Source organism: Thalassospira sp. MIT121401 (assembly GCF_047125595.1).
GTDB classification, from domain to species: domain Bacteria; phylum Pseudomonadota; class Alphaproteobacteria; order Rhodospirillales; family Thalassospiraceae; genus Thalassospira; species Thalassospira povalilytica.
Genome location: NZ_CP138926.1, coordinates 1,178,068 through 1,203,696, shown reverse-complemented (window position 1 = coordinate 1,203,696; position 25,629 = coordinate 1,178,068). Strand labels below are relative to the sequence as shown.

The following is a 25,629-nucleotide window of genomic DNA, read 5'->3' as shown; positions in this document are numbered from 1 at the left end:
ATTATGGGACGGGTCTGTCACCTGCCAACCATTTCGCCACCGGTTCCCACGTTGATTTTTCGGCGCGCGATCCGACCATCATGCCTATATGGCCGCTTGACGGGTGAAGTTCGGTGCGCAGATCTTCGGGGAAGGCATCAAACAGGGCCTGCGCACTTTCGGGCGGCACGATGCGGTCATTTTCCGGAATGACCGCCAGCACCGGACAGGACAAATCCGCCGGATTGATATCAATGCCGTCAATCTGCCATTCGCCCTTGGCCGGCTTGTTTTCGACATACCAGCCGATCAGGCAATCGACCGACACCCGACGCGTTAACGGCACCCCGTCATTAAGCCAGTCTTCAAGGGCGACAAAATCATGGGCCCGGGCGGAATCGGTTGCCATCTGACCAAAACGGCGGAACTTTTCGCCAATCATGAAGGGATCGAGGCTGGCAAACAGGCTTTGCAGCACATCGACCGGCAAGGTGTCATGAATGGCCAGCATATGGGGCAGTGACGGCGCAAAGGCGGCCGCAATGCGCGACTGGGTCGGGCCGGCCGCCATGAAGTCCCACGGGGTGGCGAGCAAAACAAGCTTTGAAACCTGTGCCGGGTCCAGAAGTGTCGCCGCCAGTGCCAGCACCCCGCCCATGCAATAGCCGACCACCGGAACCGGCCCGCCATTCATATCGGCGACATCCTGAAGGATGGTTACAAGACGGGCCGCGATATAGTCATCAAGTCCGAAATTGGCTTCATCAAGCCCCGGATAGCCCCATTCAACCAGAAGCGGGCGATAGCCGCATTTGGCGAGATAGCGGGCAAAGCTGCGTTTCTCATTGAGATCAAGGATATAGCCGCGATTGACCAGCGATGGCACCAGCAACACATATTTGCCCGCCGCCTGATCATCATCGGGGTTCAGGGCACCATAATCATATACACGGGTCGATCCGTCTTCCCAGGTGACCGGAATATCGCCATCGGCCCCGTCGCGCGGGCGGCGATAAGGATGGCGCTGATAGGACCGCACCCCGTCATGAAATCCGGCATGCCGGTCAAAGGCGACACGATCCAGGGCCTGGGCGATATCGTCAGGATGGAAGGCTTCAATCTCGCGAAGGAGGTTTTCCGCCTGTTCCTTCAGTTCCGGCTTCCAGGGCAGCAATTGTTTCAGAAAGATCGGCAATGCGGCGCGCGAGCTGAGCCAGCTCGTCATCTCGACTGCCATGTGCATCGGAAGCGGCCGTGGCCCTGCCCGTTTCTGACTTTGCCTTTTTGGCGGAAGCGGTTTTGGTCGCATCGGACTGATCATTCTTCCCCTGCCCCTTTGCAGCATTTTTTGCAGCCGTCGTCTTTTTACGTGATTTGGCCGGTGACGGCCGATCGTCCGGTGTCGCCGCGGCTGGCGGTGCCGCCGCCGCAGGCGATGCGTTTCCGGTAGTCCCAGTAGTCCCGGTAGCCCCGCCAGTCCCGGCATCAGCTTTTTCGGCGGTGTCTGTTTTGTGATCCGCAGCTTTGTCATTCGAACCGGGCGCAGTTGCCGCACCGGGCTTCATGCCGGTCATGCCCGACATGCCGGCCATTTCCGCCATTCCGGGCGGGAACGGCATCACACCGCCAAAGGGCTGTGACGGCAAATCGCGGGCGGCCTTTGCCATTTGATCCATCATTGCCATCAGCGGGTTGGACGCCGCCGCCCCCATCGCCCCGGCAAACGGATGGGTCGATTTTGGGTCGGCCTGTTGGCCCATGGCCATTTGCCCTATCAGCTTGCCCCAGGCTTCGAACCCTTCGCCCATGCGGGTGGTATCCGCCCCCAGGGATGCATAAAGACGCCCGATCGCGCTTGCGGCATCGGCCCCGTCGGCGGTTGCCGCGACCTGTTCACGCCACAGGGCCAGGAAACGGGTGGCAAGATGTTCGAGTTTTTCGTCATCCGATGATGGATCAGATGCGGGCGAAGGTTGATCCGAACTTTCCGGGTGATCCCGGTTGTCCTTTCCGGTCGTCATGGGTGCGGCCTTTTTGCGGTCCCTGATACAAAGCCTTTGTTCTGGCAAATACTATAGATCGTTGGCTGCTCGGGGAAAGCGAATTCCCGTGCTGCGCAGCAATAAACGATATCGCAAGTTGTTTTTCGCACCGCACTTCGCGTTGAATACTGGACACATTGGAAAAATCGCGGCAATCTTGTTGTCTTCTGAGCGAATGCAAAATCGAAAATGCTGCGCAACATCGTAAATTGTGCACACGCAAATCAGGCAGAAAGCCACCGTTACAAACATTCGCCAACCAGACGTCCGGGAAACAGGGAAGCAGGAAAGACGCCATGACCACCAAGAAATCAGATGATCAGGACCGCATCGTAATCAAGAAATATGCGAACCGCCGTCTCTATAACACGGCCACCAGTTCCTATGTGACGCTTGATCACCTTTCACAGATGGTCAAAGAAAATACCGACTTTGTGGTCTATGACGCCAAGTCGGGCGAAGACATCACCCGTCCGGTGCTGACCCAGATCATCGTCGAGGAAGAGAACAAGGGGCAGAACCTTTTGCCGATCAGCTTCCTGCGCCAGTTGATCGGGTTCTATGGCGACAGCCTTCAGGGGCTTGTGCCAAGCTACCTTGAACAGGCGATGCGCGCCTTTGGCCATAATCAGGAACAGATGCGCGAATATATGCAGGGCACGATGCAGGGCATGTTCCCGTTCGGCCAGTTCGAGGAAATGAACAAACAGAATATCGCGCTGTTTGAACAGACGATGAAAATGTTCTCGCCATTCCTTCAGGAAAATGAAAATGGCGGACAGCCCGGTGCCACCCCGACCAAACCGACCGCGCCTGCAAGCGCGCCGTCCGATGCGTCCCTTAACGAGCTTAAAAGCCAGCTTGAAGCGATGCAGGCACAGCTTAACAGTCTGGCCGGTGGCAAGTCCGACAAATAGGCATCAATCGTCACAGACGACAGAATTCAAAAGCGGGGTCGCATCGGGCGATCCCGCTTTTTTTATGCCGACAATCACCAGTCGCCTTGATCGACAAGGCGCGATGACATGCCGGTCGGCAAGACGCGCGTGACATCAGGGGATTTGGCGCCGCGATGCGGGATCAGACGTGTCAGGCACCAGGATACTCTTCCCGTGACTGGTCCATGACCATCCCAGCGATCCCCGACGGCTATCCCCAAGTGCATCCCAACCAATATCCGAACTCATATTCAAACGCTTATCCCCCATGGCCACTCTCGCCCTCCGGGCAGCCTTGGGCATCCGGGGGGGCATCCGGCAACCTACCCCGTCATGCTTACCGCCCGTGAGAAGCAGACGGGTGCCGTCTGTGTCGACGGATGCCGGTTGGCCTTGTGCTGGCGCGCCGGTCTTCCGCATATCCATGCCTAAGCCAAAGACCACGACCAAAGACCTTGCCCGTTGCTTGGCCCTTGATGCCTGGTGGCTGGTAGCTGGCGGATCTTGTCTTTTGCCGCGTGCTGCTTTGCTGCGGCAATGGGGGACCGCATCTGTCGGCAGAATTCTTGCATAAACTTTTTGTTAACTCTTTGAACCCGTCCGGCACCGCCGACAGGCGGCAATTTTTGCCGGGTAAATGGCCGATCACGCCCTGAAACACACGGAGTCCCGAACCAGACAGGCAGTTTTAACCCCGTAGACCGAAAAACACATGACCGCGATCACACCGATACCCATGCAACCGGCCCGCAGGAATCCGTCTGCGAGCACCGGAACGGATGGTCCTGCCGGGATCGGAATAGATCAACTTGCGCGAATTTCACCCGTCAGGGAAATCACGCAGGATGGTGGCGCGTGGTTGCAACCCCATGATCTTGGGGGCAGTGCAGCATTCTGGACGCAGCTTTTGGGGCAGCTCTTACCACAGGAAAACCTTTTGCAACCGCCGGTCATTCAGGAAATGCATGCCAGCTATGCACGGCACTCCAAACCTTACGGCGTAGAAACCCACGTCTTTTTTTCGCCTTCTGGACTAGACAAAGACAGCTCAATTGACCTATATAGCTAGCTTCTGGCGGATTGCTGTAACGATTATCTGACCAAAGTTCAGATACAGATCATCAAATCGCAGTGCATCTTCAGTGCTGCGATCCGGTGTTCATTGGGCACAAAACAAACAAGCCCAACAGCATCCAAAGTGGGGATCTATAACTGGCGGTTGATAACGGATTATAATATGACTGAGATTGCTGCAAACGAAGAACCGAAGCGCGCAAACCGCGCTACTGACACTGACCGTTATGTTGGTCAGCGTATTCGCGAACGCCGCATCATGCTGGGCCTTTCCCAGCAGCAGATGGCTGATCTGATCGGCGTCACCTACCAGCAGGCCCACAAGTATGAGCGCGGCATCAACCGTATCTCTGCCGGTCGCCTGTATGAAATCTCTCAGGTCTTGGGCGTTCCGGTCAGCTACTTCTATGAAGGGCTCGACGGCAATCAGGAAACCGAGCTTAACGCACGTCAGCGCATGTGCCTTGAGCTGGCCCGCAACTTTGCGAGCATCAAGCACGAAAAACATCAGGAAGCTCTGAGCCAGATGGCTCGTGCCCTTGCTGATCAGGCTGCCTGAGTTCATTTCGAACTTCAGCGCCGCTTTGAAAAAAGGCTGCCCCAGTTAAGGTGGGCAGCCTTTTTTTATGTCTTGCCGGACGGCCATGTCATTGTAGTCTTGGCAAAACCGGCACAAGGCAGACCCGACATGACGCCCGATCAGATGATTGATCAAATCGACCGATACCGGCACGAGGCCGGATATCTCGGCATTGCCGAGACGATCGCGCTTGGCCGGTCGGCCAATATTGTATTTGATCCGTTCTCGACACTTGTGTCCCGGCACATCAAGATCGGCGTACACAATATCCTGCATCCCAATATCCGCCTTGAAGCGGACCAGCATACCCAATTGATGATCGGCAATGGCAACATGTTTGCCAGCGGCACCACCGTCATGGCGCAGACCGGACCGATCAGGATCGGGGATGAAAACATCTTTGGCCCGGGCAGCGTAACCATCACGACAGCGCGCCCGAATGCGATGATCCGCATCGGGTCGTTTGGCCGGTATCGCGGCACCATCGACATGGATGGTCAATGCGTGCTGGGGGATGGCAGCCAGATCCTGGGCCAGATCAGCGTGCAGTCAGTCGAACTTGCCGCGGGTGGATCATTCAAACACCCGATTGCCGATGAACGCGGTGCGGTGCTTAAGGGCTTTGGCAAGGCAACGGGCATACGGCTTGAAGCCGGCAAGGTGATCGCCGGCAGTGGAGACTTCTGCATCAGCGCGCAGAAGCCACAATCATTCTATCACCCCGAAGCGCGGTGAAGACGCGCCCTATTGGTCGGCAATCACCAGATCATCGGAATGGATCACGGCATTGCCGCGGGTAAAGCCAAGGGTGGCTTCGATATCGCCCGATGCATGGCCCATCAGAAGACGGGTTTCCTCCGCCCCATAGGACGTAATGCCACGCGCGATCTGATGACCATCGGCATCAAGAATGCGCACCGCATCCCCATGCTTGAACCGGCCATCAACACCGGTAATGCCGGCCGCCAGAAGGTTTTTGCCCGCTGCGATTGCCTTTGCCGCACCGGCATCGACAATGATCGCCCCGGTCGCCTTGAGCGAGGTCGCAATCCAGTGCCGACGGGCGGCAAGGGGGCTTTCGCTGGGCAGGAAGACGGTATTGGGCGCACCATCAAGCTGGGCTTTTAACGGATGATAGATGGTGCCACGCGCAATGATCATGCGACAGCCGGCCTTCATGGCGATTTCGGCGGCCTGAAGTTTTGTGACCATCCCGCCGGAGCTATACATGGTCGGTGCAACACCGGCCATATCAAAGATTTCCGGGGTCAGTTCGCGGACCTCGGGGATCAGTGTCGCATCCGGGTTCTTGCGCGGATCGGCGGTATAGAGCCCGTCAATATCGGACAGCAGCACCAGCGTATCGGCCGAGATCATGTGCGCGACCTTGGCACCAAGACGATCATTGTCGCCAAAGCGGATTTCCTCGGTCGCGACCGTATCATTCTCGTTGATCAGCGGCACGGCCCCGCGGGCCAGAAGCGCATTGAGCGTGCCGCGCGCATTAAGATAACGACGGCGGCCTTCCATATCCTCAAGCGTGACCAGAACCTGTGCCATGGTCAGGCCGTTACGGCCCAATGCTTCCTGCCAGACCTGTGACAGGCTGATCTGGCCGGTGGCGGCGGCGGCCTGTTTGTCGGCCAGACTGATGGTGCGGTGATCCAGCCCCAGCAGGCGACGGCCAAGGGCGATCGCACCACTAGACACCACGATCACCTCTACCCCGCGTTCGCGCAGATGGGCGATATCGTCAGCCAGTGCTTCAAGCCAGGCACGGCGCAGCTTACCGGTATTTTCATCGACCAGAAGGGCCGAGCCGACCTTGATGATCAGACGTTTTGCATCACTCAGAACAGCGTGCTGAAGGCTCACGGCTGGAATCCCTTATCCTCGCGACCTTCCATGGCGCGGCGTTCACGTTCGCCATCAATATGGTCGCGGATTTGCCGGTGGATATCCTTGATGCCCTGTTGGGTCACGCCGGACACCACATAGACTTTCTTGCCGATGCCCTTTTCAAGGATCTGGCGCTGTTCCTCGACCATTTCGGGCAGCAGCTGATCGGCTTTGGACAGCGCGACGATTTCGGGCTTGTCGACCAGAACATCGGCGTAGTTTTCAAGCTCTTCACGCACGGTTTTATAGGTCGCGACCGGGTCTTCCTCGGCACAGTCGATCAGATGAACCAGAACTTCGCAACGTTCGATATGGCCCAGGAAGCGGGTCCCGATGCCCTTGCCCTCGGACGCGCCTTCGATCAGACCGGGGATATCGGCCAGGACAAATTCGCGGTCATCAACATTCACGACGCCAAGCTGCGGATGCAGGGTGGTGAAGGGATAATCGGCGATTTTCGGACGCGCATGCGACGATGCAGCAAGGAAGGTCGATTTGCCGGCATTGGGCAGCCCGACCAGACCGGCATCGGCGATCAGTTTCAGACGCAGCCAGACCCACATTTCCTCGGCCGGCCAGCCTTCTTCGGCGCGGCGCGGGGCCTGGTTGGTGGAGGATTTGAAATGGGTGTTGCCACGCCCGCCATCGCCCCCCCGGCACAGCATATAGGTCTGTCCCGGTTCGATCATATCGACGATCAGGGTTTCGCGGTCTTCGGCCAGGACCTGGGTCCCGACCGGGACCTTGATCGTGATCGATTTGCCCGAACGGCCGGTACGCTGCCGGCCCATGCCATGCATGCCGACTTCGGCCTTGAAGTGCTGCTGATAACGGAAATCGATCAGGGTATTGAGGTTTTCGACCGCCTCGAGAATGACGTCGCCGCCGCGGCCACCATCACCGCCGTCGGGCCCGCCATACTCGATATATTTTTCACGGCGGAAGCTGACCGAACCGGCACCGCCGCGGCCACTGCGCACATAAATCTTGGCTTCATCGAGAAACTTCATAACCGGTCCTTCGGGCGGTGCCCATTTTATATCGTCGGTCCCGGCGCGCAACGGGGCTGCGCCTCGACGGGATCGGGAATTCTATATCACATACAACAAGGGAGGAATGATTGCTCATTCCTCCCTTGCTAAATTCGGTACGTAAATCGCACCCGACGGGAGGCTTACGCCTCTGCCGGAACGACGGTTACGTAGGTACGACCCTTGAAGCCCGACTTGAACTGGACGGAACCGTCCACAGTCGCAAACAGGGTGTGGTCTTTGGCGAGGCCAACATTGTCACCGGCATGGAACTTCGTGCCACGCTGACGAACGAGGATGTTGCCTGCGACAACTGCCTGACCACCGAATTTTTTCACGCCGAGACGGCGACCTTCGGAGTCACGACCGTTACGCGAACTACCACCAGCTTTCTTATGAGCCATGAAACTCTCCTAAAACTGCATCTTGACCTGATGAAATCAGGCTTTGATGTCCTTGATGCGCAGAACAGTCAGGTTCTGGCGATGACCATTTTTGCGACGGTAGTTGTGCCGGCGCTTTTTCTTGAAAACGATCACCTTGTCGCCCTTGGCCTGCTCGAGAACTTCTGCGGTAACAGAAGCACCTTTGACCAACGGAGCACCAACTTTCGGCGCACCGTCGCCAGCAACCATGAGAACTTCTTCAAGTTTCACGGTATCACCGGCCTGGGCAGCGATCTTTTCGACTTTGATAACGTCGTTGGCAGCAACTTTATACTGTTTGCCGCCAGTTTTGATGATTGCGTACATCTAAAAGTTCCTGAAAAACATTCTGGAAACACAAACGCGCAGCTCGGTGCCGCTGCTAACAGATACCGAACCGCTGCGAGGAACGGGTGAATTACCCCTTTTGACCCGATGAGTCAACAATTGAGTCATCGCCAAAGCATCGCAAACCCGCACATTCCCGCATGATGGCGCGGGGGTCTGCCCTGCTTTTGATGCAGGGCACGATCGCGATGATCACCCATCCCCCGCCACGGGTCACACCGATGCAATCACAACGCCAGACGACAAGCGCCCCCACATCAAATCAACCACAACCGGAAACCGGCGGCAAAACCGCGAAGGGTTACCAAAGAGCAAAGCACCCGCCGCGCAAAAAAGAGTCACCGGAATTGCGATTTCCCTCTTGCAATATGGCGCAAGGACCGTTAAACACCGCGTCGAACGCCAAGACCACACATGCGGAGAGGTGCCGGAGTGGTCGAACGGGGCGGTCTCGAAAACCGTTGTACTAGCAATAGTACCGTGGGTTCGAATCCCACCCTCTCCGCCATTTTCCTCGTTGAACTTCACATGAGTATCAGTGTAAGTGGTGCCTTTAGACTGGGAGAACTCCGACCAGTTGATAGTTGATACGTTTCTTTTCAATTTACGAAACTAGTAGCGATAATAATTGCTCCGCAAACAAGCTTGGGGCTTCGGAGCTAACGGTATATCGGCGGTATACATTCTGACCTGCCTCAGCAATTGAGAGCGCTTGCTTTGGATGATCAAGCAACCCTTGGATCACCTCCAGGACGTCGTCAACATCCCAACTATGGGCAGCGTAGGTGACGTCCTTCTGATAGAAATTCGGCCAAGTTTCAAACATACTCATGTCTGGCTTCACCAAAGCACTTCCCGCAAGAAAACACTCGAAGTCCTTTAGAGTTATCTCGCCATAACCAAATGGCGAAATCGTCAACTTGCTATTTCTCATTTCCTGTAAATAAGCCCGGCGGGAAAGTTTGTCAGTAGGCAATTGATCCGCCAACAAAGCCTTTAGACGCTGACGCTGAAAGCACACCGTTTCCCGCGAATATGGGATTCCCATACGACAACAAAAATCCAGCTGCCGCACATGCGATGGAGAGGTAAAATTCTTAGAAAACTGTAGGAATTTAGCAGTATTGAGCTTGGTATACAGTACCATTAGGTACGGCCGAAGCCAGCCATAATGCATCAGTCCAGAGTTCCAGGAAACAACCAACTTAGATAAATTTTGAGGGTCAACCACAGGCTGCGAGCAGAACGGTTCGGTATCCAAAACTCCGTATTTTCTGTGATAATAGTCACAATAAATACGCGCCCCGTAATGCGTTTCCAAATACATTGACCGATCAGAAATTAACTGGGCTTTAGCATACTTGTGAACGTACGGCAGTACCTGTCCCAACAGGGTACCTGAACTATCTGTTTGGTCGCACCATATTAACCTTGTCCGCTTAGATAGCAGAGCGATTTCGTCCAGAATTTCTTGTTCTTTAGTCGCCCATTTTGGCTTGTAATACTTTCCGTCAACCATCAAGAAATCAAGCTCGGAAGGCAAAGCATCGACTTTGTTAAAAATAGAGAGTGAAACTCCAAAATCCCGCAGAGTATTCGAGAATTTGATGAGCGGAAATAAAAAAGCCGCCCCATTCGGGCTGTCAAATCCAGGAGATAAAACAGCAACTCGAATCACGACACGCTTTCCTTAGCCAGCTCTGAGGCTTCTTGATAAATTTCGAGATACAAACGCACCACTTGCTCCCATGAAAATGCTTTGCATCTTTCAAGGGACTTCTTTTGAAATTTTGCATAAAGATCAGGATCGCAATACATTTGAGTAATGATCTGAGCCAGTTGTTTGACATCGTCTGGTGGAACCATCCGTCCCCATTTTCCGCCCTCAACAATATCTCTGCACCCTTCCGAATCACCTACTATAACAGGCAATCCGCCAGCCATTGCTTCTACAATTGCGATACCAAAAGTTTCCATTTTAGAGGGAAATACGAACAAGTCGCACATTTTGTATATTTCGATCAATTTATCTGAGGGAAATTCCAAGCCGTTCGGATCCGCCCCTGCACTGCCGACCTCTTCAATCAGCTTAACATGCTGGGAAACCCCAAATTCGGTGACAAGCCCCTGCAACTTAGAGACGTCTTTCCCGACGCACATCAACTTCGGTTTAAACGTACCAAGTTTCAAACATTCCGCCAACGCCCCAATCAACGCCTCGTAGTTTTTCTTCGGGTGATTTCTCCCAACACAAAGAAGAATAAAATCGTCGTCAGAAAATCCGAAATCGCTACGCGCCGTTGAGCTGGCTCGCAACTGATTAAATCGCCTCAAGGGGATTCCGTTTGGAACACGACGTATACATTCTTCCGCAATACCAAGCTCTAGATATTCTTGATAGACACTATCCGTTATTGCAACAAGTCGCTTAGCACGCTTCAAATAATAAGAAATCATTTTGTCGAGCTTGAGATCAAGGCGCAAGCCGTACCCGATTTCCTTATTTTTTTGAATGTCTTCCCCAGCACATCGAATCAAGTACTTAACATCATGTTTTGCAGTTTCGGCATAATGCACGATCCCACATCCGGTGGGATAGGCCATGGTAACGTGCCAAAACTCAAACTGATGTTTTTTGTCTAGGTGGGCAAACCACCAATCCAGCAATTTAAAACCAAGCGTCGAGGAGAAAGCAAGTAGGCTCCATATCTTTGGTGGCATCGCCTCAACTTTATAAGGCAATTGCCAGCCAAGCCGCTTGAGTTGCCGCACGTGCGTCCATGGCGCAATCACGATTGGCTCCATTCCTTGCTCAAGGAGTTCCAAGGCGATGTTATGCAAACCGACCTCCATCCCCCCCAAGTTCGGCAAGTAACTAGATATCAAAAGAGCAACTTTTCCTTTACTAGGCCTCATGCTTAGCACTCAAACTTTCCATCAAGCTTGGTATGTCACCTGGATCTCGACAAATCGCCTCCAATACGCCGAGAAAGCTTTCATCAAGTGCCTTACTTCCAGCACATTTCAATATTTTCTCGGAGACAACGCCCAAATCTTTTTCTAATACTGCGTCGACAGCTAAAACCGCCTCAGACCAGTCCTCTGTAAGCAGAGGACAAGCCGCACTCCCAGGAGCCCTATCAGCCCAATACTTCAGTGCAGGTTCATCTGCATTTACAATAACTGGCAGACCGACTGCCATCGCCTCCAACATCGGTGTCCCCAGTCCCTCTTTCATTTGCGGCATCGCATATATATCGCACGCCGCCATGATGCGGGCAGCGTCAACAAATTCACTGATTATATGGACACGAGATGTAAGCCCGAGCTCTGTCACTCGATCAACAATTTTCCGAAAGTACTGCTGATCCCTCTCGACGAAGATCCCCTCCGATACTACAGGCCCTGCAAGCAACAGAGTAAAGTTTTCAGGCAAGCGCTTAAGAACATCGATGAGGAATATTTGATTCTTCTGCGGCATGAACTTGGCCACCATCCCAATAACGGTGACCTCTGAACCAAATGGGGTCAGCTCTTTACGTTCCTTGTCTTTACGAGCGCGATCAAACACAAATCTATCTTCGTCAACCGGATTCGGGCGACACCACACGTTTGCAGAATAGCCAAGAGCAGCACACCTTTCGGCAATCTGAGGGGATATCGCAATCAAAATCGTTCGGGAATTTAAATTTAGAAAGTTTCTATACCTCAGTCCCGGAAGAAATTGCTCGGGCGAGGCATCCCTGGTCACCAATTCCACAAGACGCGGAATCTCAAACAATCGAGAATAAATGAGGGCAGCCGCGGTCCCCCCAGATGACCCCACAATATGGATCACATCTGGTTTTTTATTACACAGAAGTTTTCGAAAGGTACCTATTGCCTCCAAATAAAACTTTAGTGCACGACCAATTCTCTCCGGCAGCCATGTCGACAAATCGAAGGCAACGCGCTCCACGGGAATGCCTTCATATTCATAGCTTTTATTGAAGGGAAACTGAGTCGAATTGCAATAATAACGCAGATCAATCTTGGTGTTTGCCGAACTCACACGGCGATAGGTATTGAATATCCTATATGCTGCGCCTGTATACTCCGGCAAGAACTTACTTATTACGACAGACACCCGCATAAAATATAATTAACCTACATTGGTATGCATTTCAGAAATACAATTTCAGAACATGGTACAGCGAAACAACCTTGTTATCTTTGTTCCTTCTGTATCACGGCAGTGCTCGTTCCATCCACATATTGAGAATCACGTAGGAAAAAACCGTGTGTCCACATATTTTTTCTTTGCTCGACAACATCTGTTCAGCTCGTTCGAGCGATGCCTTATCAATGAAGTCAGCCTTGGACAACGCAGAGGAAGAGGAGAAGGTGTGCGCAACGAGTTCACGCCAATCTCCGTTCAACCAATTATCTATCGGAACTCGAAACCCGTGCTTTGGCCGACTGACCACACTGTTTGGGAGAAGATCCTTGAATGCATCGCGTAATAATGGTTTCAATCGCCCATCTCGAACCATATGATCGTAGCTCAAGCCGCTAACGAAGCTCTGTACTTCCGGCGCCACAAAAGGGGCCCTCCCCTCGATCGCATGCGACATTGTCATTCGATCCAACTTGACCATCATTTCATAGGGCAAGTAAAAGTTACGGTCTTGATGAATGAAATCTATAGCATCCCAGTCGCTTGAAGGTTTGAACTCTTCAAAGTGGCGCAGGGAACTCTGACAGTCGGAAAACGCCTCGGAATTAAACAAATTTCTCTTGTCATCTTCACTGGCATAATAATGCCAAGCCCAAGCTTGTTTTGCGCCTGCATATTTGGACAATTCGGACAGGATTTCTCCGACACTCATTCCGCGACTGTGCATTGAGATGTCAGATACGGAATTACTATCACGTGACATTAAAGCAGCATTCGATCTTTGATGAAGAAACTGGTACCAAGAATACCCACCAAAAAGCTCGTCAGCCCCGTCGCCAGATAACAAACTTTTCAACCCTACCCTATGCGCTACTTCTGCAATAGCGAGAACCCCTAAACCAGACGAGACAGCATAAGGTTGCCCCGCGTGATCAACCATTACCCCAAGCGCCGACAGAAAATCGTCCGACGAAACTCTCACCTCATGATGTTTCGTGCCTATTATTTGCGCATACTCAGCCGCTGCAGCAGACTCGTCAGCATCCCCTTCATAGGGGTCTGCTGCATCATCTAGGAAACCGATGGAAAATGTGCTCAGGTTTCCCAGCCTTTTTTGAGCAAGTGTAGCAACAATTGAGCTATCCAAACCACTGCTCAAGAAAGCGCCTAGGGGTAAATCAGATAACAACCTGCTTTCCACGGCCCTTTCAACAACGGCACGTGTTTTGGCTACCAGAACATTCCAATCATCCTCACCCCCAACCTGGAAGTTATTGAATTTGTTCTTGTATGAGTGGACAGTCACCTTACCGTGATCGTATTCAAGGTACGAGGCACGAGGCAAAGATTTAATTTCTTCGAAAATCGTCGATGGTTCAGGCACCCATAAGAAGGTAGGAAAATCCCAAACTGCTTGCCGATTGATCGTAAGATTTAGCGGCTGAAATACGCGAAACGCTTGGATTTCAGAGGCATAGACGAGACCTCCGTTAGATAAATGTGCATAATAAAGCGGCTTTTCACCAGGAATATCCCTAGCAAGAAAGAGCTTTCGAAGCCTATTATCCCACAGGGCAATAGCAAACATTCCATCTAGTTTTTCGAAAAGATCGGTGCCAAATTCCTCATAAAGATACGCGATGACCTCGCCATCCGAACCAGTTGAAAAGACGTACCCTTTCCTCTCTAGATCTGTTTTCAATTCCGGATAGTTGTAGATTTCACCATTGTAAAAAACTGCGACATTTTTATCTGGACTATATAAAGGTTGAGTCCCGTTAGACAGCCCATTGATAGCCAACCTCGTCATAGCACCATTGAATGCACCGGACCGAAGCATTCCTGTTTCATCGGGCCCTCGATGACGAATCATACGGACCATTTCTTCCAAAACTCGAGGATGAATTCGATCCGGACAGCAGTAACCAACGATCCCGCACATTGTTAATTTTTCCCTTGAGCAAGGAGGCTGGAATGTCTGTGAACTTTGCGAACGGCCTCAATCATTTGCAACACTTGCTCTTCACTCGGATCCCATGACACAGGCTGATACTGAATTATTTCCTTTGTATGCATTCTCTCTGTCACTGGACACATGCCATCACGATACTGAGTGTCCGACAGATTAAATGGAAACCCAGACTTTCCAATAGCGATACGCTTTCGGAAGAGAGGAAGGTTGTATAGCGGCGCAACATAGCCTTGCGCAGCAGGAAAACCCTCAGCCTTAAGAGCTGAAACAAAGGCTTCACGAGAACAACCCACAACTTTCTCGTCAAACTTCAGTGACCACATGAAGTAGCTGTGAGAGCATCCTTCTCTGACAGCCGGCACTGCGATTCCCGGGAGATCACGTAAACCATCGGACAACGTACGCCCCACCTTACGACATCGGTCGACCAGATAATCAATTTTGGTCATTTGACTTAGACCAATCGCTGCCGAAATTTCTGACTGCCGGAAGTTAAAACCGATCAGATTGCTGATGTCGTCGACTTCCAACCAATCAACGACATTCTCGCCGTGATTACGAATTAACTTCAGTCGATCAGCCAACTCTTTTGAGGCGGTAACGCACATTCCGCCTTCACCGGTTTGAATATGCTTGTGTACATTGAGTGAAAACACACCAATGTGACCGACACTACCTGTCCAACATTCATCTTCTTCCGCTAGGAGTGCTTGCGCGTTATCTTCGACCAGAAAAATTCCATGCTCATCTGCCAAACTTCTCAATTCAGCTAGACGTGCCGGATGTCCCCACAAATTTACTGCAATTATAGCTTTGGTCTTGTGTGTAATTGCATCTCGCAATTTAGAAACATCGAGACAGAAATACTCATCTTCAATATCTACAAATATCGGAATTCCACCATAAAAAAGCGGTGCGATGGCTGTAGCCGACATTGTGTAGGGAGGAACGATAACCTCGTCTCCAGGGCCGATACCGATTGCACCCATTGCAGCAATCAAACCTGAAGTAGCAGAATTCACTGAAACCACGTGCTCAAAGCCGAACTTCTTCCGCCAAGCATCTTCGAACTCTACGACGGTTGGGCCACCGAAAAACTTCGGTTGAGCGGAACCATAAAACCCTGACAGCGGATGACCAGAATCCAAAAACTGAATAACCGCTGCCTTTTCTTCACTCGAAATACTGTTAAACGTTTGAATCTGTTGTTCAATAGTTGGAGAACCACCTAACATTGCGAGTGTCGATTTCGATTTAATCAAGTTACTCATTTTCTTTATTCACCTTACAGGCATCCCAACCAATACGCTTAGTCGGCAATATCTCTCGACTGAACACCGGCAAGATCCACAACCTTGTCTGCAAAATCTTTAACAGTTTTCTGATGAGAAATTGCCACAATCGTAAGATCCTTTGACAAATCTTTAATCGTCTCACAAATTTCTCTTTCAGTATCCGGATCCAACGCAGTTGTGGCTTCATCTAAAATGAGCAAGCGAGGATTTCGCACTAAAGCACGGGCGATCATCAATCTTTGTCGCTGCCCACCGGACAAACGAGCACCTCGTTCGCCTATTACGGTACTTAAACCCTCGCGCAATCCCTGGATAAATGACATACACCCACTTCGATCGAGTGCGAGCAGCACCATTTCTTCTGTGATCGTGTGATCTTTCAACGTGACATTGTTCATAATGGTATCATGAAAAAGGTAAAGTTCCTGGGGAACATATCCAATCTTCAATCTCCATTTCGCAGTGTCAACAGAACGCATATCCACACCATCAATGCTAACACGACCACTATCAGCAGTAATGAGGCCCGTAATTAAATCTGCTATTGTCGTTTTACCTGAACCAGATGGACCGACAAGAGCCGTTAAGGCATTGGCCGGAACTTCAAATGAAACGTCGTCTAAAACATTAACTGAATGCTCGTAAGAGAATGATACGTGCTCCAACTTGATATATTCCTTCAGATCAGGAACATATCCAGTACCTAAACACTCACCAGTAGCTTTCTTTGCAGACTTGGTCGCATCGAGAATAGATTCGTAAGCACTGAAAGACACAGAAAACATCTGATAGAATTTTTGAAATTCCGTTATACGTGAGACCATACGGCTGAAAAACAGAGCAATAACAGCCAAATGCGCAAACTGCACCGATGTAAAAGAGATCGCATACCATCCACCAAGCACCAAAAGTCCAACCATTATTGGTTGAGGTAAATTTTGCTGCGCAGCGGCAGCAAACGCCTGCTTTTTCTGTGCGACCCGCAAGCCTTCAGTATCTCCCTCCAAAAGGGGCAAAACTCGGCCTTCAATCCCCATTGCTTTCAACGGCTTAATGCCTGATATGTTATCAGTTAAACGGGAGATAAGACTGTTCATACGAACAGTTTCTTCCTTGCCCGCAGCCCCCGCTGCTCGCACCACTGCGTGCAACAAGAGATTGATGATCACACCAGCAACACACCCCAGCACTAGTACTTCCAGCGAAACAGCAGCCGAGATCACCAAAAACATAGCAACCTGCAGCAACGCTGCCAGCATATTCCAGGACGCCAGGTAGGTATTTGATGCTCTTTGCGCCTCTGTACTGACTGCGTTGGACAAGCGGCCCGTAGATTGCGACACAAAATATGACCAAGACGTAAGCAACAGCGCTTTGATCAAATCAATTCTTAGATTTGTTGCAACCCGAGCTGATACAATTCCAATGTATGATCTCGTCACGAACATCCCGAAACTTTTCAAGACGACAGTACAGAAAACTATCAGTAACAATACTGAAATGGTCGGTTCGATATTTAAAAAATGGAAAATTTCGAAAAATATTCTTTCAGCAGAGCTTACACCTTCATCTGACATATCTGCTGCATCTAAACTTCCTCTGCCAATCCCAATCTGCAACAGTGGCAAAAAAGTTATCAGACCAATTGATTCCGCAAATCCTGAACATATAGTAGAAAAAATAACTAAGAAGCTTTCTTTTGGATACTCCTTGAAAGAATTAACAATAACCTTAAATGATTTCAATTCTTGATTTATTATATTCATACTATTTTTTTTTCAAAATAAAGTGAACACTATCACAATATTTACCATTAAATACAAAGTAGTTCTTCCTTGTATAATATTCCTCCATGCCAGAAGCCATCATGATCCGGACCATAGCTTTATTCTCCGACATACATCCTGCAGTCACCATTCTAATATCAGATGACTCTAGGAGCTTATTGATCAGAAGTTTCCACGCTTTACGCCCGTATCCCATCCCCCAATAATCACGATTACCTATCAAAATAGCTAAATCGACTACGCCATTATGCTCGTCTGTTGCCGTCGTTATGTTTCCGATATGTTGGAGCCCGTCTTTTTCAACATAAACCGCAACAAAATACTCTTCACGACTTTGCATTTCGCGAAAAAACAGATTGCAGCTATCAGCTGTATGCTTATCAAATCTCTGCCGCGAAAAGCGAACTACCTCCGGATCGTTCAACCAAGACACATATTCTTCAGATAGATTATCTTCAGAGAAATCTTTTAAAACAAGGTCATCGCACCTCAATTCCCCGATCTGCTTCACGAGAACTCTCTCCGATAATAAAAGTCATAAATCCTGTCGTATACTGAGACCTCTGCAGGCTCTCGCAGCTTCCTTTCTAATTCCGCATAATCCAATGAAATGAAGTCCTGCTGACTTAACTGCGCAGACACCATATTACAGTAGATTTCGAAGTAAGCCTGAAGACGTGGCGGCCACAATTTCACATCATGCCATCCATCTTTTAGCATGAAGACATGAGCGCCAGAGCCCAGCGCCGCTGGCAACGTAGAACTCGCACCAAAGTGGTAGAAGAATGCATCATATTGATCAACAACTTCCTCGAATGGTTCCCAATCGATTAAAACCCCCTCCGGTAGGTAAGTATCGAAATGTCTCCAATCACTCTCGGGATGCGCCTTATATGTCACTTTATATCCATTTTTGAGCAACCATATCGCAACATCCCGCTCCAACTTCAGATAGGCCGGAAACTCGAGGGTATTAAAGGCCGAATACCTCATGACGACTTGACGCCCCATAATGGCAACATGCTTGATTTTTTTGCGCAGTACGTTTGCGCGCAAGAAGCGATCCTGTAGACCTTTCAAGTCTAAGTTCTTGATTTTCTTCCGATCAACACCAGGGGGAAGACGCTTGATCAAGGCATTTGCATCATCGCAAAAAGCTTCACTAACCCCCCAAAACACAGAGGAATTTATCATAGTAGAGATATCCGGCTCATTGGCCGTCTGACACACACCGTGATAGGTCGAGTGTACCTGCCCCCCATTCCGACGACAAACAGCCGCAAATAAAGAAATCAGATATGGAGACAAACTTCTTTCAACCAAATGGAACTTACGACCTTTGAAAAACCTTTTGACCTTTGAAAGGTCGGCAAAAACCTTGGAAACCTCAATAGATATATAATCCTCTATCAAATCACGAAACTTATTATCGACCTCAACTCCACTACTTTCGATAGCCTCAGAGACAAATGAGGATAAGATTCCTGCACATTGATCTATTTTTTGGGTATTTCCCGAGCGCGAGGGACGCTCGCTTCGCGATATAATAGAAGTTGGATTTCTCAAAAGGACAGGTGCGCCACACATATCTTGCACAATTCTGTCGTTTGTAATTGTGAGGACAGGAACACCAGAAACAAATGACGCTTTAAGGATATTTACTCGATTATAAATTCTTGAGATAAAACCCTTAATCATTCCCTTCACTTTAAGATCCCGCCTAGAGTATGGCGAGCTATACGCAAAAAGATCAGAATAAGAGAAATTCACACTAAATAAAACACCCCCTCCACTCTTGAAATCACGCGACTTAGCAAGAGAAAAGAAAGATATATTATAAGAAATAGCGCCAGTAATATACATAATACAGGACAGACAATCTGCAATATCATCATCGTGATCAGATATGTATTCCCATATTTTATGAGTGATATAATAGTTTAGATCAGCTGGAAGGGTAATTTTATTTGGCCAACTTACATTTCCCAATGCCGAAGGTGCCATCAGCATTGAGCGGTTTGGATAGAGATCCAAAAATTTTTCAGAATTTTCGACCATACTAAACCCGCACACCTACATTTGACTGATTAAACTCTGACAAAACAGCCAAACGCGTCAGTAGGGTGTAATTTTTTGAATATTCCCGATTGTCCCACAAATCCTTCATCTTACTCATATCAAGTTGACTGACGGTCGGAGAACTCAAGTTTCTTTGTAAAAAGTACCTTTTACTAGGAAAAATAAACCCCTGCTTTCCTTGGAAAATTTCCCTCAAGTCAATGTACTCAGATAAAATATCTCTCAGTACCTTCTTCGGTCCAAATCGAATAAGTGCTCTTTGGTCAAAGCTACTGACGACATCAAGCAAATCTCTAGAAAGAAAAGGCGCTCGAACCTCCACACTTGCCCTCATACTCCCGCGCTCTATTGCAGGAATGTAGCTTTGCGACATCGAAACACTTAAGTCGAAGTACCTAACCCCGTCCAATATGTCACCACGCTCATCAATTAGGGCAGCTAAGTGATCCACGCCCAAATCGGTTATATCTTCATCAAAGCCGCTATTCTTCACAGCAAGAAACTGATCTGTACGACTTCCCTTAAGCAATCTTGCAGCAATTTTCGCCTTAGGGAACTTTTCTGCAAACACCGATAGAGCCGGAGCGATAACTTTGGAGCATCTAAAGTACCAACGCAGGCGATCAAGCAATCTATATCGATTATAACCTGCAAATAACTCGTCACCACCGAGACCACTGATAGCCACCGTCATGTACTTTTTCACATGCTTGCACATCTGGTAGACGGCCAAGCTGGTCGCGTTGTCGTTAGGCACCCCATAGATCGATTTTAATGATTTCGGCAAATCCACCCACAAATCAGAGTCTCGACTATCAATCACAGTGTGTTGCAGCCCAAGTATATCTGCAATCCTTTGCGCATAAACCGTCTCATCACCGCCATCTGGAAATGCGACCGTGTAGGAGTCAATTGATTTACCGAGCTCTTTCGAAATCAGAGCAGCCAACAGAACACTATCGACGCCGCCCGAAAGGAAAATTCCCTTTTGAACGTCGCAGTTCAAACGTCGTTCAAGAGATACACAAAGCGCACGCTTAATTTCTTCACGATCACGTGATGTCACCGGTTTGACGGTACCGCGGTATTTTTCAGGTTGCGGAACACTCCAATATTTTCGGGCCGAGCATAGTACTCCGCCCTGCACCCGAAGAACCATTCCCGGCTGGATTGTGCGAAGATTCCGATAGCCCGTTCCTGGAGGCAAGATATAGCCAAGCGTCAGAAATTGAGACACTTCTGTCGATGTCGGCGCAAAGTTCAGACCAAGTGTCTCTATTAACGGAGCTGCTTCCGAAGCGAAATAGAAGCCATCCTCTCCCTCATAATAATAAAGAGGTTTTTCTCCAAATGGATCCGTAACAAGCGTTACTTCGTTACCATCATAAAGTGAAAAAGAAAACATTCCGTCAAATACATCAAGAGCACCTTCCCCCCAACTCTGCCAGGACCTCAGAATAACCTCTGTGTCCCCTTCGGTTGAAAATGAATACGAAGAAAGCCTGTCTCTGATTTCTTTAAAGTTATATAGCTCACCATTAAATGTGATTACAAGATTGTCACGACACATCGGCTGACGGCTACGCGAATTCAAATCAACGATCGACAATCGTGAATGACCAAAATAGATGCCTTCTTGCTGAGAATAAAACTCCCCGGCGTCATCGGGCCCCCTAAAGGATTGAGCATCTCGTAGCTGACGCATCGACGTCAAGTCGTTGTCATTCAGCGGCCGCTTGAGTACACAACCAACGATTCCACACATTCAACTGTTACCCGTAAACGTTTTTATGGAAGAGGGCGTAAGTTAATGCAGAAACAAGGAAGCTTGCACCACCGTTACTCATTTTCAATTCTTCGAGATCCGCCCGAACTGCATCCCAGTCCAAGAAGTCCAGCACATCACATTTCGCACAATAGTCCACAGCAGCTCGTACTTCAGAGAAATACCCTTCGTCACTTTGCAAGTAGTCTGTTCGATTAGGCCAAGTACGAGCATCAGCTCCCGGAACCGCGTATGCGGGGTTACCCGTGATTTCCTTCATAACTTTTCTAAAGAACAAGCCTGCGGTCTTTTGAACAGGCCCCCAAGCTGCTGGTAGACCGTAATTTCCAGCAGGTATCTGACCTATTTTTGAAGGGTGCCGTGACATAGCTGCACGGGACATTTGCGCATATAGGCGATCACTTCCCCTCAACCCCCGATAGAAACAATACAGATTCGCATCGAAACTAGGCGTCCTTATTTCTCCATGAAGACGTTTACTAAGAACGTTTGAGAACGTGTAATGACGAGAAGGTTGGTGAAAGTATAAATACTCCCATATATCGGCTGATGAGTACTCAAACTCCTTTGCTTCATCTACAAGCTTATTTACTGTTCGGTACAATCTATCTGAAAGAAAATCAATAACCTGATTTGATTTCCCGTATTTTTCAGCGAAATTGTACTTAAGCTTGAAAGAAGCGTTCTGGAGAAAATACCTAGCAATATCTTCTGGGAATTTTTTAAATTTTTTGAGAAATGTATTCCTACCAAAAAATTTTACTGGTGACGCGTTCAAGTACATTCCTTGGAACATGTAATCAAGTGCATGGCCATGCAGAATTACATTACTATCCAATTGTTTCAAACATGCGGTCGGGACAAATAACGAATGATCAACAGCGTACATGGCACCGCTTAAATAACCAGCATCACTCAATATTTGCAGAAAATGGTCTTGCGGAAGCTTTACGAAATGATGCTTTTGACCAAGTTCTTTGGAAATTTTTCTAGCGCAACTCACTTCGAGATTATCGCTGAAACCCAACGTGTAACACTGAGCTCGACTATCAGCATAGGCGGCAACCAGCCTGCTATCATGCCCCCCGCTCAAAAAGACGCCATATTTGTCATCTTTTGGGAGCCTTGATTTAACAGCTTCATCAATTAAACCGACAAATCTCGAAGAGAGATCATCGGTTGACACATTATCAAACTTATCAAAACCTCGCTGCCCGTAAAAACGGCAGCATAAATTTCCTGCAGCATCCTGGAACAGTTTTGACGCAGCAGGCAGAAACTTACTCAGAGTATCGTGTGTCTCGGTGCCCATCAAACGCTGAAGGTAGAAAAACTCAAATGCCTTTTCCGCCCTAAGCTGAAAACCATCCCAACTACAACAATAGCGCGCCAAGTCTGTATATATGTAGCTACCGACAAGCTGATCTCCATTTGACGCCCAATAAAACGGATAAGATGCAAACCTGTCAGTATATACCGCGACATTCACCTCTTCGAAGTCTACAACAACGGCCAGAAATTCCCCATTAAATGCGGCAACAACAGCGTCGGGATCGTCAGCAGCGGCTAGACGCATAGCCGCAGACTGCGTATCGACAGTCCCTCCTTCCAGAACGCTTCCTAAAATGAAAACTTTTCTTGATTTGGCTTGGTCGACCGCGACGAAAATCAGATCATCAAAGCCAAGATGTTTAACAGAAACCTCGTCACAGCTCTGTTTACTCTCTAAGCCTTCCCGCTTAAGTATTGCATCCGAAAAGCGCGAATTTAGGGGAACAGTTAAGGCAAAATGTTTCATGTGGACATTCTATGCTTCTATTTCTTGATCGCAATGATATGGCGACTATCGGAAAATCGAGCACCATCAAGAACCATCTGCAATGGATCAATCAATTTTGCAAACTTCTGCGAGAATTGATCGCGCAAATATTGAGGGTAGTTTGAATTCAAGCCCACATCAATAAACCTATGAATGTCAGCAATGTCTTGCCCAAAAATCCATTCTGACACTATCTCAAACCCCGATTTTTCCATCATATAATCGATGGACTCGTCGGTAAAAATTTGAGTATGCACCATGGCATCCAAAGATCTTGGATAATGTTTCTCAACAAGGCCTTCAAATATTGAAATGAAGCTAAACACGGGAACAGCAAACACAAAAATAGTCCCTTGCTCTTTGCGAGATAAGGCATCAATAACATCTTTCATGTCTGAAACGTGCTCAAGAACATAAAAAGCAGTGATGACATCTGACGCAGCATTTTTTATGGTATCAGCTACGCTAGTTTCACTTTGAAACACTTGCCCACCGTCCAAGTACTTCTCGGCGACGGCCAAATTGTGAACATCCAAATCTGTTCCGGCACAATTCGAAAACCCGTTTTTTATTAATGCATTAAGGAAGTATCCAGCTCCGCACCCAATATCCAACCAGCTAAGGTTCGCAAGCTCGGCTTTGGTTGCCCGCGCCCCCAGTCCTTCAATGATCCATTCCAACTTGGGTTGGTAGACCCTCTCGGTTCGGGACTGAAAATCCTCCCAAGAGCTATCGGGATAAATCTCTTTATAACCTAACGCTGACGCAACAATTTCTTCGTATTGACCATCTGGCTCACACTGAGTTTGAACATGACCGCAATTATGACAGTGCAAAAACTTTATTTTACGATGCAAGAATTGTTCTGCAAGCGCTACATCACTTCCACATAAAAGACAGTTCCTTCTGTCCGGATAGCTTGAGAGATGCCCAGTAGCCTCAACTACTATAGCCTGCAATCTGCTCTCCATGTCGACTATGCGGTTTTTCTCACTGACAACATCACCTATCGACTTCGAAAACTTTATCTTTCTCGCTTTCATCGCTCTGCAATCAGTTTGGCAATTTCAAAATTGTGCTCGTTCCCAACGAAGAATCCTTCGGGACCTGTGATTGTATAGTGTGTCAAACGTGGCCCTCGGATGTTTCCTTTTCTTACGTTAATGTTCCGCACGGCAGAGCAAACATTCGTGTCATAATAGATTTTACCGCCATCCAAATATTGAAAGCGATGAAACTGCATGTTCTGTAGCCCATAAGCACTTTTTACATAGAAGTTCTTGTCATCGAACTCCTCCACAGAAATGGCAGCATCCGCATCTGCGAGCAACAATGTATAAATCGCTTCTTCAACCGACTCACGGGTCAGGAAAGGCGCCTGAACATAATTTATAACAGTAACGCCGTTCATGTCCGGGTCTAGCGGCGTCAGTATTTCGTTTAGCAGCTCCGAAAGAGGTGCTGATCGGTACGTGCTCTCGAATGATCGAGAATGGAATGCTAAGCGGTCATCGTCGTAATTTTTCAAAACATCTTGGACACTGTCTTCATCCGAAGAAACAATTATATTATCAAATAACTCACTTCCGATAAGTCGATCCAAAGCATGTTCCAGCATACTCTTTCCCCCGATCTCCTCAGACCAGAAGTTTTCGACGAAATCAAAGTACTTTCGCACCGGAACAACGGCGGTAATTGGGAGATTACGCTCAATTTTCTCTCTGGTTATGTCTTTTTTGATTTGTCGTCTGGCATTTTTGATGACCGGACTCTCACCACTTGCTCCCGTCAAGTTGTGATAATGGCGCCTGTAGTAGAACAGCGGCAGATTAACGTTGCCACACTTGTAACGTTCCCGAATTCGAACCCACAAGTCAAAACCATCTTGCGCACCAAGATCTTCCCGATAGCCACCAATTTCTCGCATAAGAGCAGTTTGCGCAAGAATGCAGGCCCCGTTTGGAGGCATATCAAGAATATGGTCCTCCTCGTAAAGCTTGCGGCGTCTTTCATGTGAGAAAATGTTGCCGATCTGGTCCATCAGGTAATAATCCGGGAACACCATAAATGTTCCGGGATTATTTTCGAGATAACTGTGCAAAACCAACAGAATATTTTCATCAAATACATCATCTCCATCCAGGCGAATAATGTACTTCCCATTAGCCTCTGCAATTGCTCTATTGCAAACAGCTGGCAACCCAATACCTTCGGTGCGAATAGTCTTTACATTCGGCGCACCTGAGTAAAGTTTTATAATATCCGGAGTATTATCTGATGATCCATCATCGATAATAATCAACTCCCAATCCTTAAAACTTTGCCTAAAGACGCTTTCAACAGCCTCCTTCAAAAAGGAGCCATAGTTGTGGCAAGGGACATAGACAGAAATAGCAACATTCTCAGACATTTATTCTCT

General features: G+C 48.9%; 23 protein-coding genes and 1 tRNA gene. 5 read left to right on the top strand and 19 right to left on the bottom strand.

The features are described from left to right. Position 1: 1 nt before the first annotated feature. Positions 2-1,204: an alpha/beta fold hydrolase gene (locus SIB88_RS05390; RefSeq protein ID WP_412557539.1), complete on the bottom strand. Its 1,203-nt coding sequence runs from the start codon at positions 1,202-1,204 to the stop codon at positions 2-4. Continuing rightward, on the bottom strand, positions 1,095-2,000 hold the full coding sequence (locus SIB88_RS05385) for a hypothetical protein (protein ID WP_412557538.1): 906 nt from the start codon (positions 1,998-2,000) through the stop codon (positions 1,095-1,097). Before SIB88_RS05385 ends, SIB88_RS05390 begins: the two co-directional genes overlap by 110 nt. Before the next feature lie 317 nt (positions 2,001-2,317). On the opposite strand from SIB88_RS05385, the gene phaR reads away from it, so the two are divergent. Beyond that, a complete protein-coding gene (gene phaR / locus SIB88_RS05380) occupies positions 2,318-2,938 on the top strand; it encodes a polyhydroxyalkanoate synthesis repressor PhaR (protein WP_101245552.1) in 621 nt (206 codons plus the stop codon). A gap of 74 nt (positions 2,939-3,012) precedes the next feature. Here phaR and SIB88_RS05375 read toward each other — a convergent pair whose 3' ends face one another. Further along, complete coding sequence (locus tag SIB88_RS05375) at positions 3,013-3,186, bottom strand: hypothetical protein (RefSeq protein WP_412565932.1); 174 nt, start codon at positions 3,184-3,186, stop codon at positions 3,013-3,015. A gap of 485 nt (positions 3,187-3,671) precedes the next feature. On the opposite strand from SIB88_RS05375, the gene SIB88_RS05370 reads away from it, so the two are divergent. From SIB88_RS05370 to SIB88_RS05360, 3 genes are all read left to right on the top strand, one after another. Beyond that, complete coding sequence (locus tag SIB88_RS05370) at positions 3,672-4,028, top strand: hypothetical protein (RefSeq protein WP_101245550.1); 357 nt, start codon at positions 3,672-3,674, stop codon at positions 4,026-4,028. A 168-nt stretch (positions 4,029-4,196) separates the two neighbouring features. Further along, positions 4,197-4,592 carry a helix-turn-helix domain-containing protein gene (locus tag SIB88_RS05365; protein ID WP_101245549.1) on the top strand — a complete coding sequence of 132 codons (396 nt, stop codon included), beginning with the start codon at positions 4,197-4,199 and terminating at the stop codon, positions 4,590-4,592. A 129-nt stretch (positions 4,593-4,721) separates the two neighbouring features. Then, positions 4,722-5,348 carry a hypothetical protein gene (locus tag SIB88_RS05360; RefSeq protein ID WP_412557537.1) on the top strand — a complete coding sequence of 209 codons (627 nt, stop codon included), beginning with the start codon at positions 4,722-4,724 and terminating at the stop codon, positions 5,346-5,348. A gap of 9 nt (positions 5,349-5,357) precedes the next feature. Here the strand turns inward: SIB88_RS05360 and proB are convergent, their stop codons facing one another. From proB to rplU, 4 genes are all read right to left on the bottom strand, one after another. Then, entirely contained in the window at positions 5,358-6,488 is a 1,131-nt protein-coding gene (gene proB, locus SIB88_RS05355; RefSeq protein WP_101245547.1) for a glutamate 5-kinase, read from the bottom strand. Then, positions 6,485-7,522, bottom strand: coding sequence for a GTPase ObgE (gene obgE / locus SIB88_RS05350; protein ID WP_114112990.1), 1,038 nt, complete (start codon positions 7,520-7,522; stop codon positions 6,485-6,487). Before obgE ends, proB begins: the two co-directional genes overlap by 4 nt. Before the next feature lie 164 nt (positions 7,523-7,686). Then, entirely contained in the window at positions 7,687-7,947 is a 261-nt protein-coding gene (gene rpmA / locus SIB88_RS05345) for a 50S ribosomal protein L27 (RefSeq protein WP_101245546.1), read from the bottom strand. 36 nt (positions 7,948-7,983) lie between these two features. Next, positions 7,984-8,295 (bottom strand): 50S ribosomal protein L21, encoded by a 312-nt coding sequence (gene rplU, locus SIB88_RS05340; protein ID WP_008889408.1) that lies wholly within the window; start codon positions 8,293-8,295, stop codon positions 7,984-7,986. A gap of 439 nt (positions 8,296-8,734) precedes the next feature. Between rplU and SIB88_RS05335 the strand changes: the two genes are divergently transcribed. Further along, positions 8,735-8,824: transfer RNA gene (locus SIB88_RS05335), tRNA-Ser, on the top strand. A gap of 96 nt (positions 8,825-8,920) precedes the next feature. On the opposite strand, the gene SIB88_RS05330 is transcribed toward SIB88_RS05335, so the two are convergent. From SIB88_RS05330 to SIB88_RS05275, 12 genes are all read right to left on the bottom strand, one after another. After that, on the bottom strand, positions 8,921-9,994 hold the full coding sequence (locus SIB88_RS05330) for a glycosyltransferase (protein WP_412557536.1): 1,074 nt from the start codon (positions 9,992-9,994) through the stop codon (positions 8,921-8,923). Beyond that, positions 9,991-11,169 (bottom strand): glycosyltransferase family 4 protein, encoded by a 1,179-nt coding sequence (locus tag SIB88_RS05325; protein ID WP_412559400.1) that lies wholly within the window; start codon positions 11,167-11,169, stop codon positions 9,991-9,993. The genes SIB88_RS05330 and SIB88_RS05325 overlap by 4 nt, the downstream gene beginning before the upstream one ends. A 52-nt stretch (positions 11,170-11,221) precedes the next feature. Next, entirely contained in the window at positions 11,222-12,418 is a 1,197-nt protein-coding gene (locus SIB88_RS05320; protein WP_412557535.1) for a glycosyltransferase, read from the bottom strand. A gap of 124 nt (positions 12,419-12,542) precedes the next feature. Then, entirely contained in the window at positions 12,543-14,414 is a 1,872-nt protein-coding gene (gene asnB, locus SIB88_RS05315; protein WP_412557534.1) for an asparagine synthase (glutamine-hydrolyzing), read from the bottom strand. A 2-nt stretch (positions 14,415-14,416) separates the two neighbouring features. Next, positions 14,417-15,715: a DegT/DnrJ/EryC1/StrS family aminotransferase gene (locus tag SIB88_RS05310; RefSeq protein WP_412557533.1), complete on the bottom strand. Its 1,299-nt coding sequence runs from the start codon at positions 15,713-15,715 to the stop codon at positions 14,417-14,419. 38 nt (positions 15,716-15,753) lie between these two features. Next, positions 15,754-17,505, bottom strand: coding sequence for an ABC transporter ATP-binding protein (locus SIB88_RS05305; RefSeq protein WP_412557532.1), 1,752 nt, complete (start codon positions 17,503-17,505; stop codon positions 15,754-15,756). A 1-nt stretch (position 17,506) separates the two neighbouring features. Continuing rightward, a complete protein-coding gene (locus SIB88_RS05300; RefSeq protein ID WP_412557531.1) occupies positions 17,507-18,037 on the bottom strand; it encodes a GNAT family N-acetyltransferase in 531 nt (176 codons plus the stop codon). After that, on the bottom strand, positions 18,034-19,584 hold the full coding sequence (locus tag SIB88_RS05295; protein ID WP_412557530.1) for a hypothetical protein: 1,551 nt from the start codon (positions 19,582-19,584) through the stop codon (positions 18,034-18,036). Before SIB88_RS05295 ends, SIB88_RS05300 begins: the two co-directional genes overlap by 4 nt. A gap of 1 nt (position 19,585) precedes the next feature. Beyond that, positions 19,586-21,370, bottom strand: coding sequence for an asparagine synthase (glutamine-hydrolyzing) (asnB, locus tag SIB88_RS05290; RefSeq protein ID WP_412557529.1), 1,785 nt, complete (start codon positions 21,368-21,370; stop codon positions 19,586-19,588). A gap of 7 nt (positions 21,371-21,377) precedes the next feature. After that, positions 21,378-23,189 (bottom strand): asparagine synthase-related protein, encoded by a 1,812-nt coding sequence (locus SIB88_RS05285; protein WP_412557528.1) that lies wholly within the window; start codon positions 23,187-23,189, stop codon positions 21,378-21,380. Between the two features lie 17 nt (positions 23,190-23,206). Then, positions 23,207-24,253: a class I SAM-dependent methyltransferase gene (locus tag SIB88_RS05280; protein ID WP_412557527.1), complete on the bottom strand. Its 1,047-nt coding sequence runs from the start codon at positions 24,251-24,253 to the stop codon at positions 23,207-23,209. Then, entirely contained in the window at positions 24,250-25,620 is a 1,371-nt protein-coding gene (locus SIB88_RS05275) for a glycosyltransferase (RefSeq protein ID WP_412557526.1), read from the bottom strand. The genes SIB88_RS05280 and SIB88_RS05275 overlap by 4 nt, the downstream gene beginning before the upstream one ends. Positions 25,621-25,629: the final 9 nt, after the last annotated feature.

Coding starts and splice junctions, on each gene's coding strand:
- asnB (WP_412557529.1), bottom strand. CDS start 21,370: ATGTGTGGAATCGTTGGTTGTGTACTCAAGCGGCCGCTGAATGACAAC.
- SIB88_RS05310 (WP_412557533.1), bottom strand. CDS start 15,715: ATGAGTAACTTGATTAAATCGAAATCGACACTCGCAATGTTAGGTGGT.
- SIB88_RS05295 (WP_412557530.1), bottom strand. CDS start 19,584: ATGGTCGAAAATTCTGAAAAATTTTTGGATCTCTATCCAAACCGCTCA.
- phaR (WP_101245552.1), top strand. CDS start 2,318: ATGACCACCAAGAAATCAGATGATCAGGACCGCATCGTAATCAAGAAA.
- asnB (WP_412557534.1), bottom strand. CDS start 14,414: ATGTGCGGGATCGTTGGTTACTGCTGTCCGGATCGAATTCATCCTCGA.
- SIB88_RS05385 (WP_412557538.1), bottom strand. CDS start 2,000: ATGACGACCGGAAAGGACAACCGGGATCACCCGGAAAGTTCGGATCAA.
- SIB88_RS05325 (WP_412559400.1), bottom strand. CDS start 11,169: ATGGAGGTCGGTTTGCATAACATCGCCTTGGAACTCCTTGAGCAAGGA.
- SIB88_RS05360 (WP_412557537.1), top strand. CDS start 4,722: ATGACGCCCGATCAGATGATTGATCAAATCGACCGATACCGGCACGAG.
- obgE (WP_114112990.1), bottom strand. CDS start 7,522: ATGAAGTTTCTCGATGAAGCCAAGATTTATGTGCGCAGTGGCCGCGGC.
- SIB88_RS05390 (WP_412557539.1), bottom strand. CDS start 1,204: ATGACGAGCTGGCTCAGCTCGCGCGCCGCATTGCCGATCTTTCTGAAA.
- SIB88_RS05365 (WP_101245549.1), top strand. CDS start 4,197: ATGACTGAGATTGCTGCAAACGAAGAACCGAAGCGCGCAAACCGCGCT.
- SIB88_RS05285 (WP_412557528.1), bottom strand. CDS start 23,189: ATGAAACATTTTGCCTTAACTGTTCCCCTAAATTCGCGCTTTTCGGAT.
- rplU (WP_008889408.1), bottom strand. CDS start 8,295: ATGTACGCAATCATCAAAACTGGCGGCAAACAGTATAAAGTTGCTGCC.
- SIB88_RS05370 (WP_101245550.1), top strand. CDS start 3,672: ATGACCGCGATCACACCGATACCCATGCAACCGGCCCGCAGGAATCCG.
- SIB88_RS05375 (WP_412565932.1), bottom strand. CDS start 3,186: ATGCACTTGGGGATAGCCGTCGGGGATCGCTGGGATGGTCATGGACCA.
- SIB88_RS05305 (WP_412557532.1), bottom strand. CDS start 17,505: ATGAATATAATAAATCAAGAATTGAAATCATTTAAGGTTATTGTTAAT.
- SIB88_RS05280 (WP_412557527.1), bottom strand. CDS start 24,253: ATGAAAGCGAGAAAGATAAAGTTTTCGAAGTCGATAGGTGATGTTGTC.
- rpmA (WP_101245546.1), bottom strand. CDS start 7,947: ATGGCTCATAAGAAAGCTGGTGGTAGTTCGCGTAACGGTCGTGACTCC.
- SIB88_RS05275 (WP_412557526.1), bottom strand. CDS start 25,620: ATGTCTGAGAATGTTGCTATTTCTGTCTATGTCCCTTGCCACAACTAT.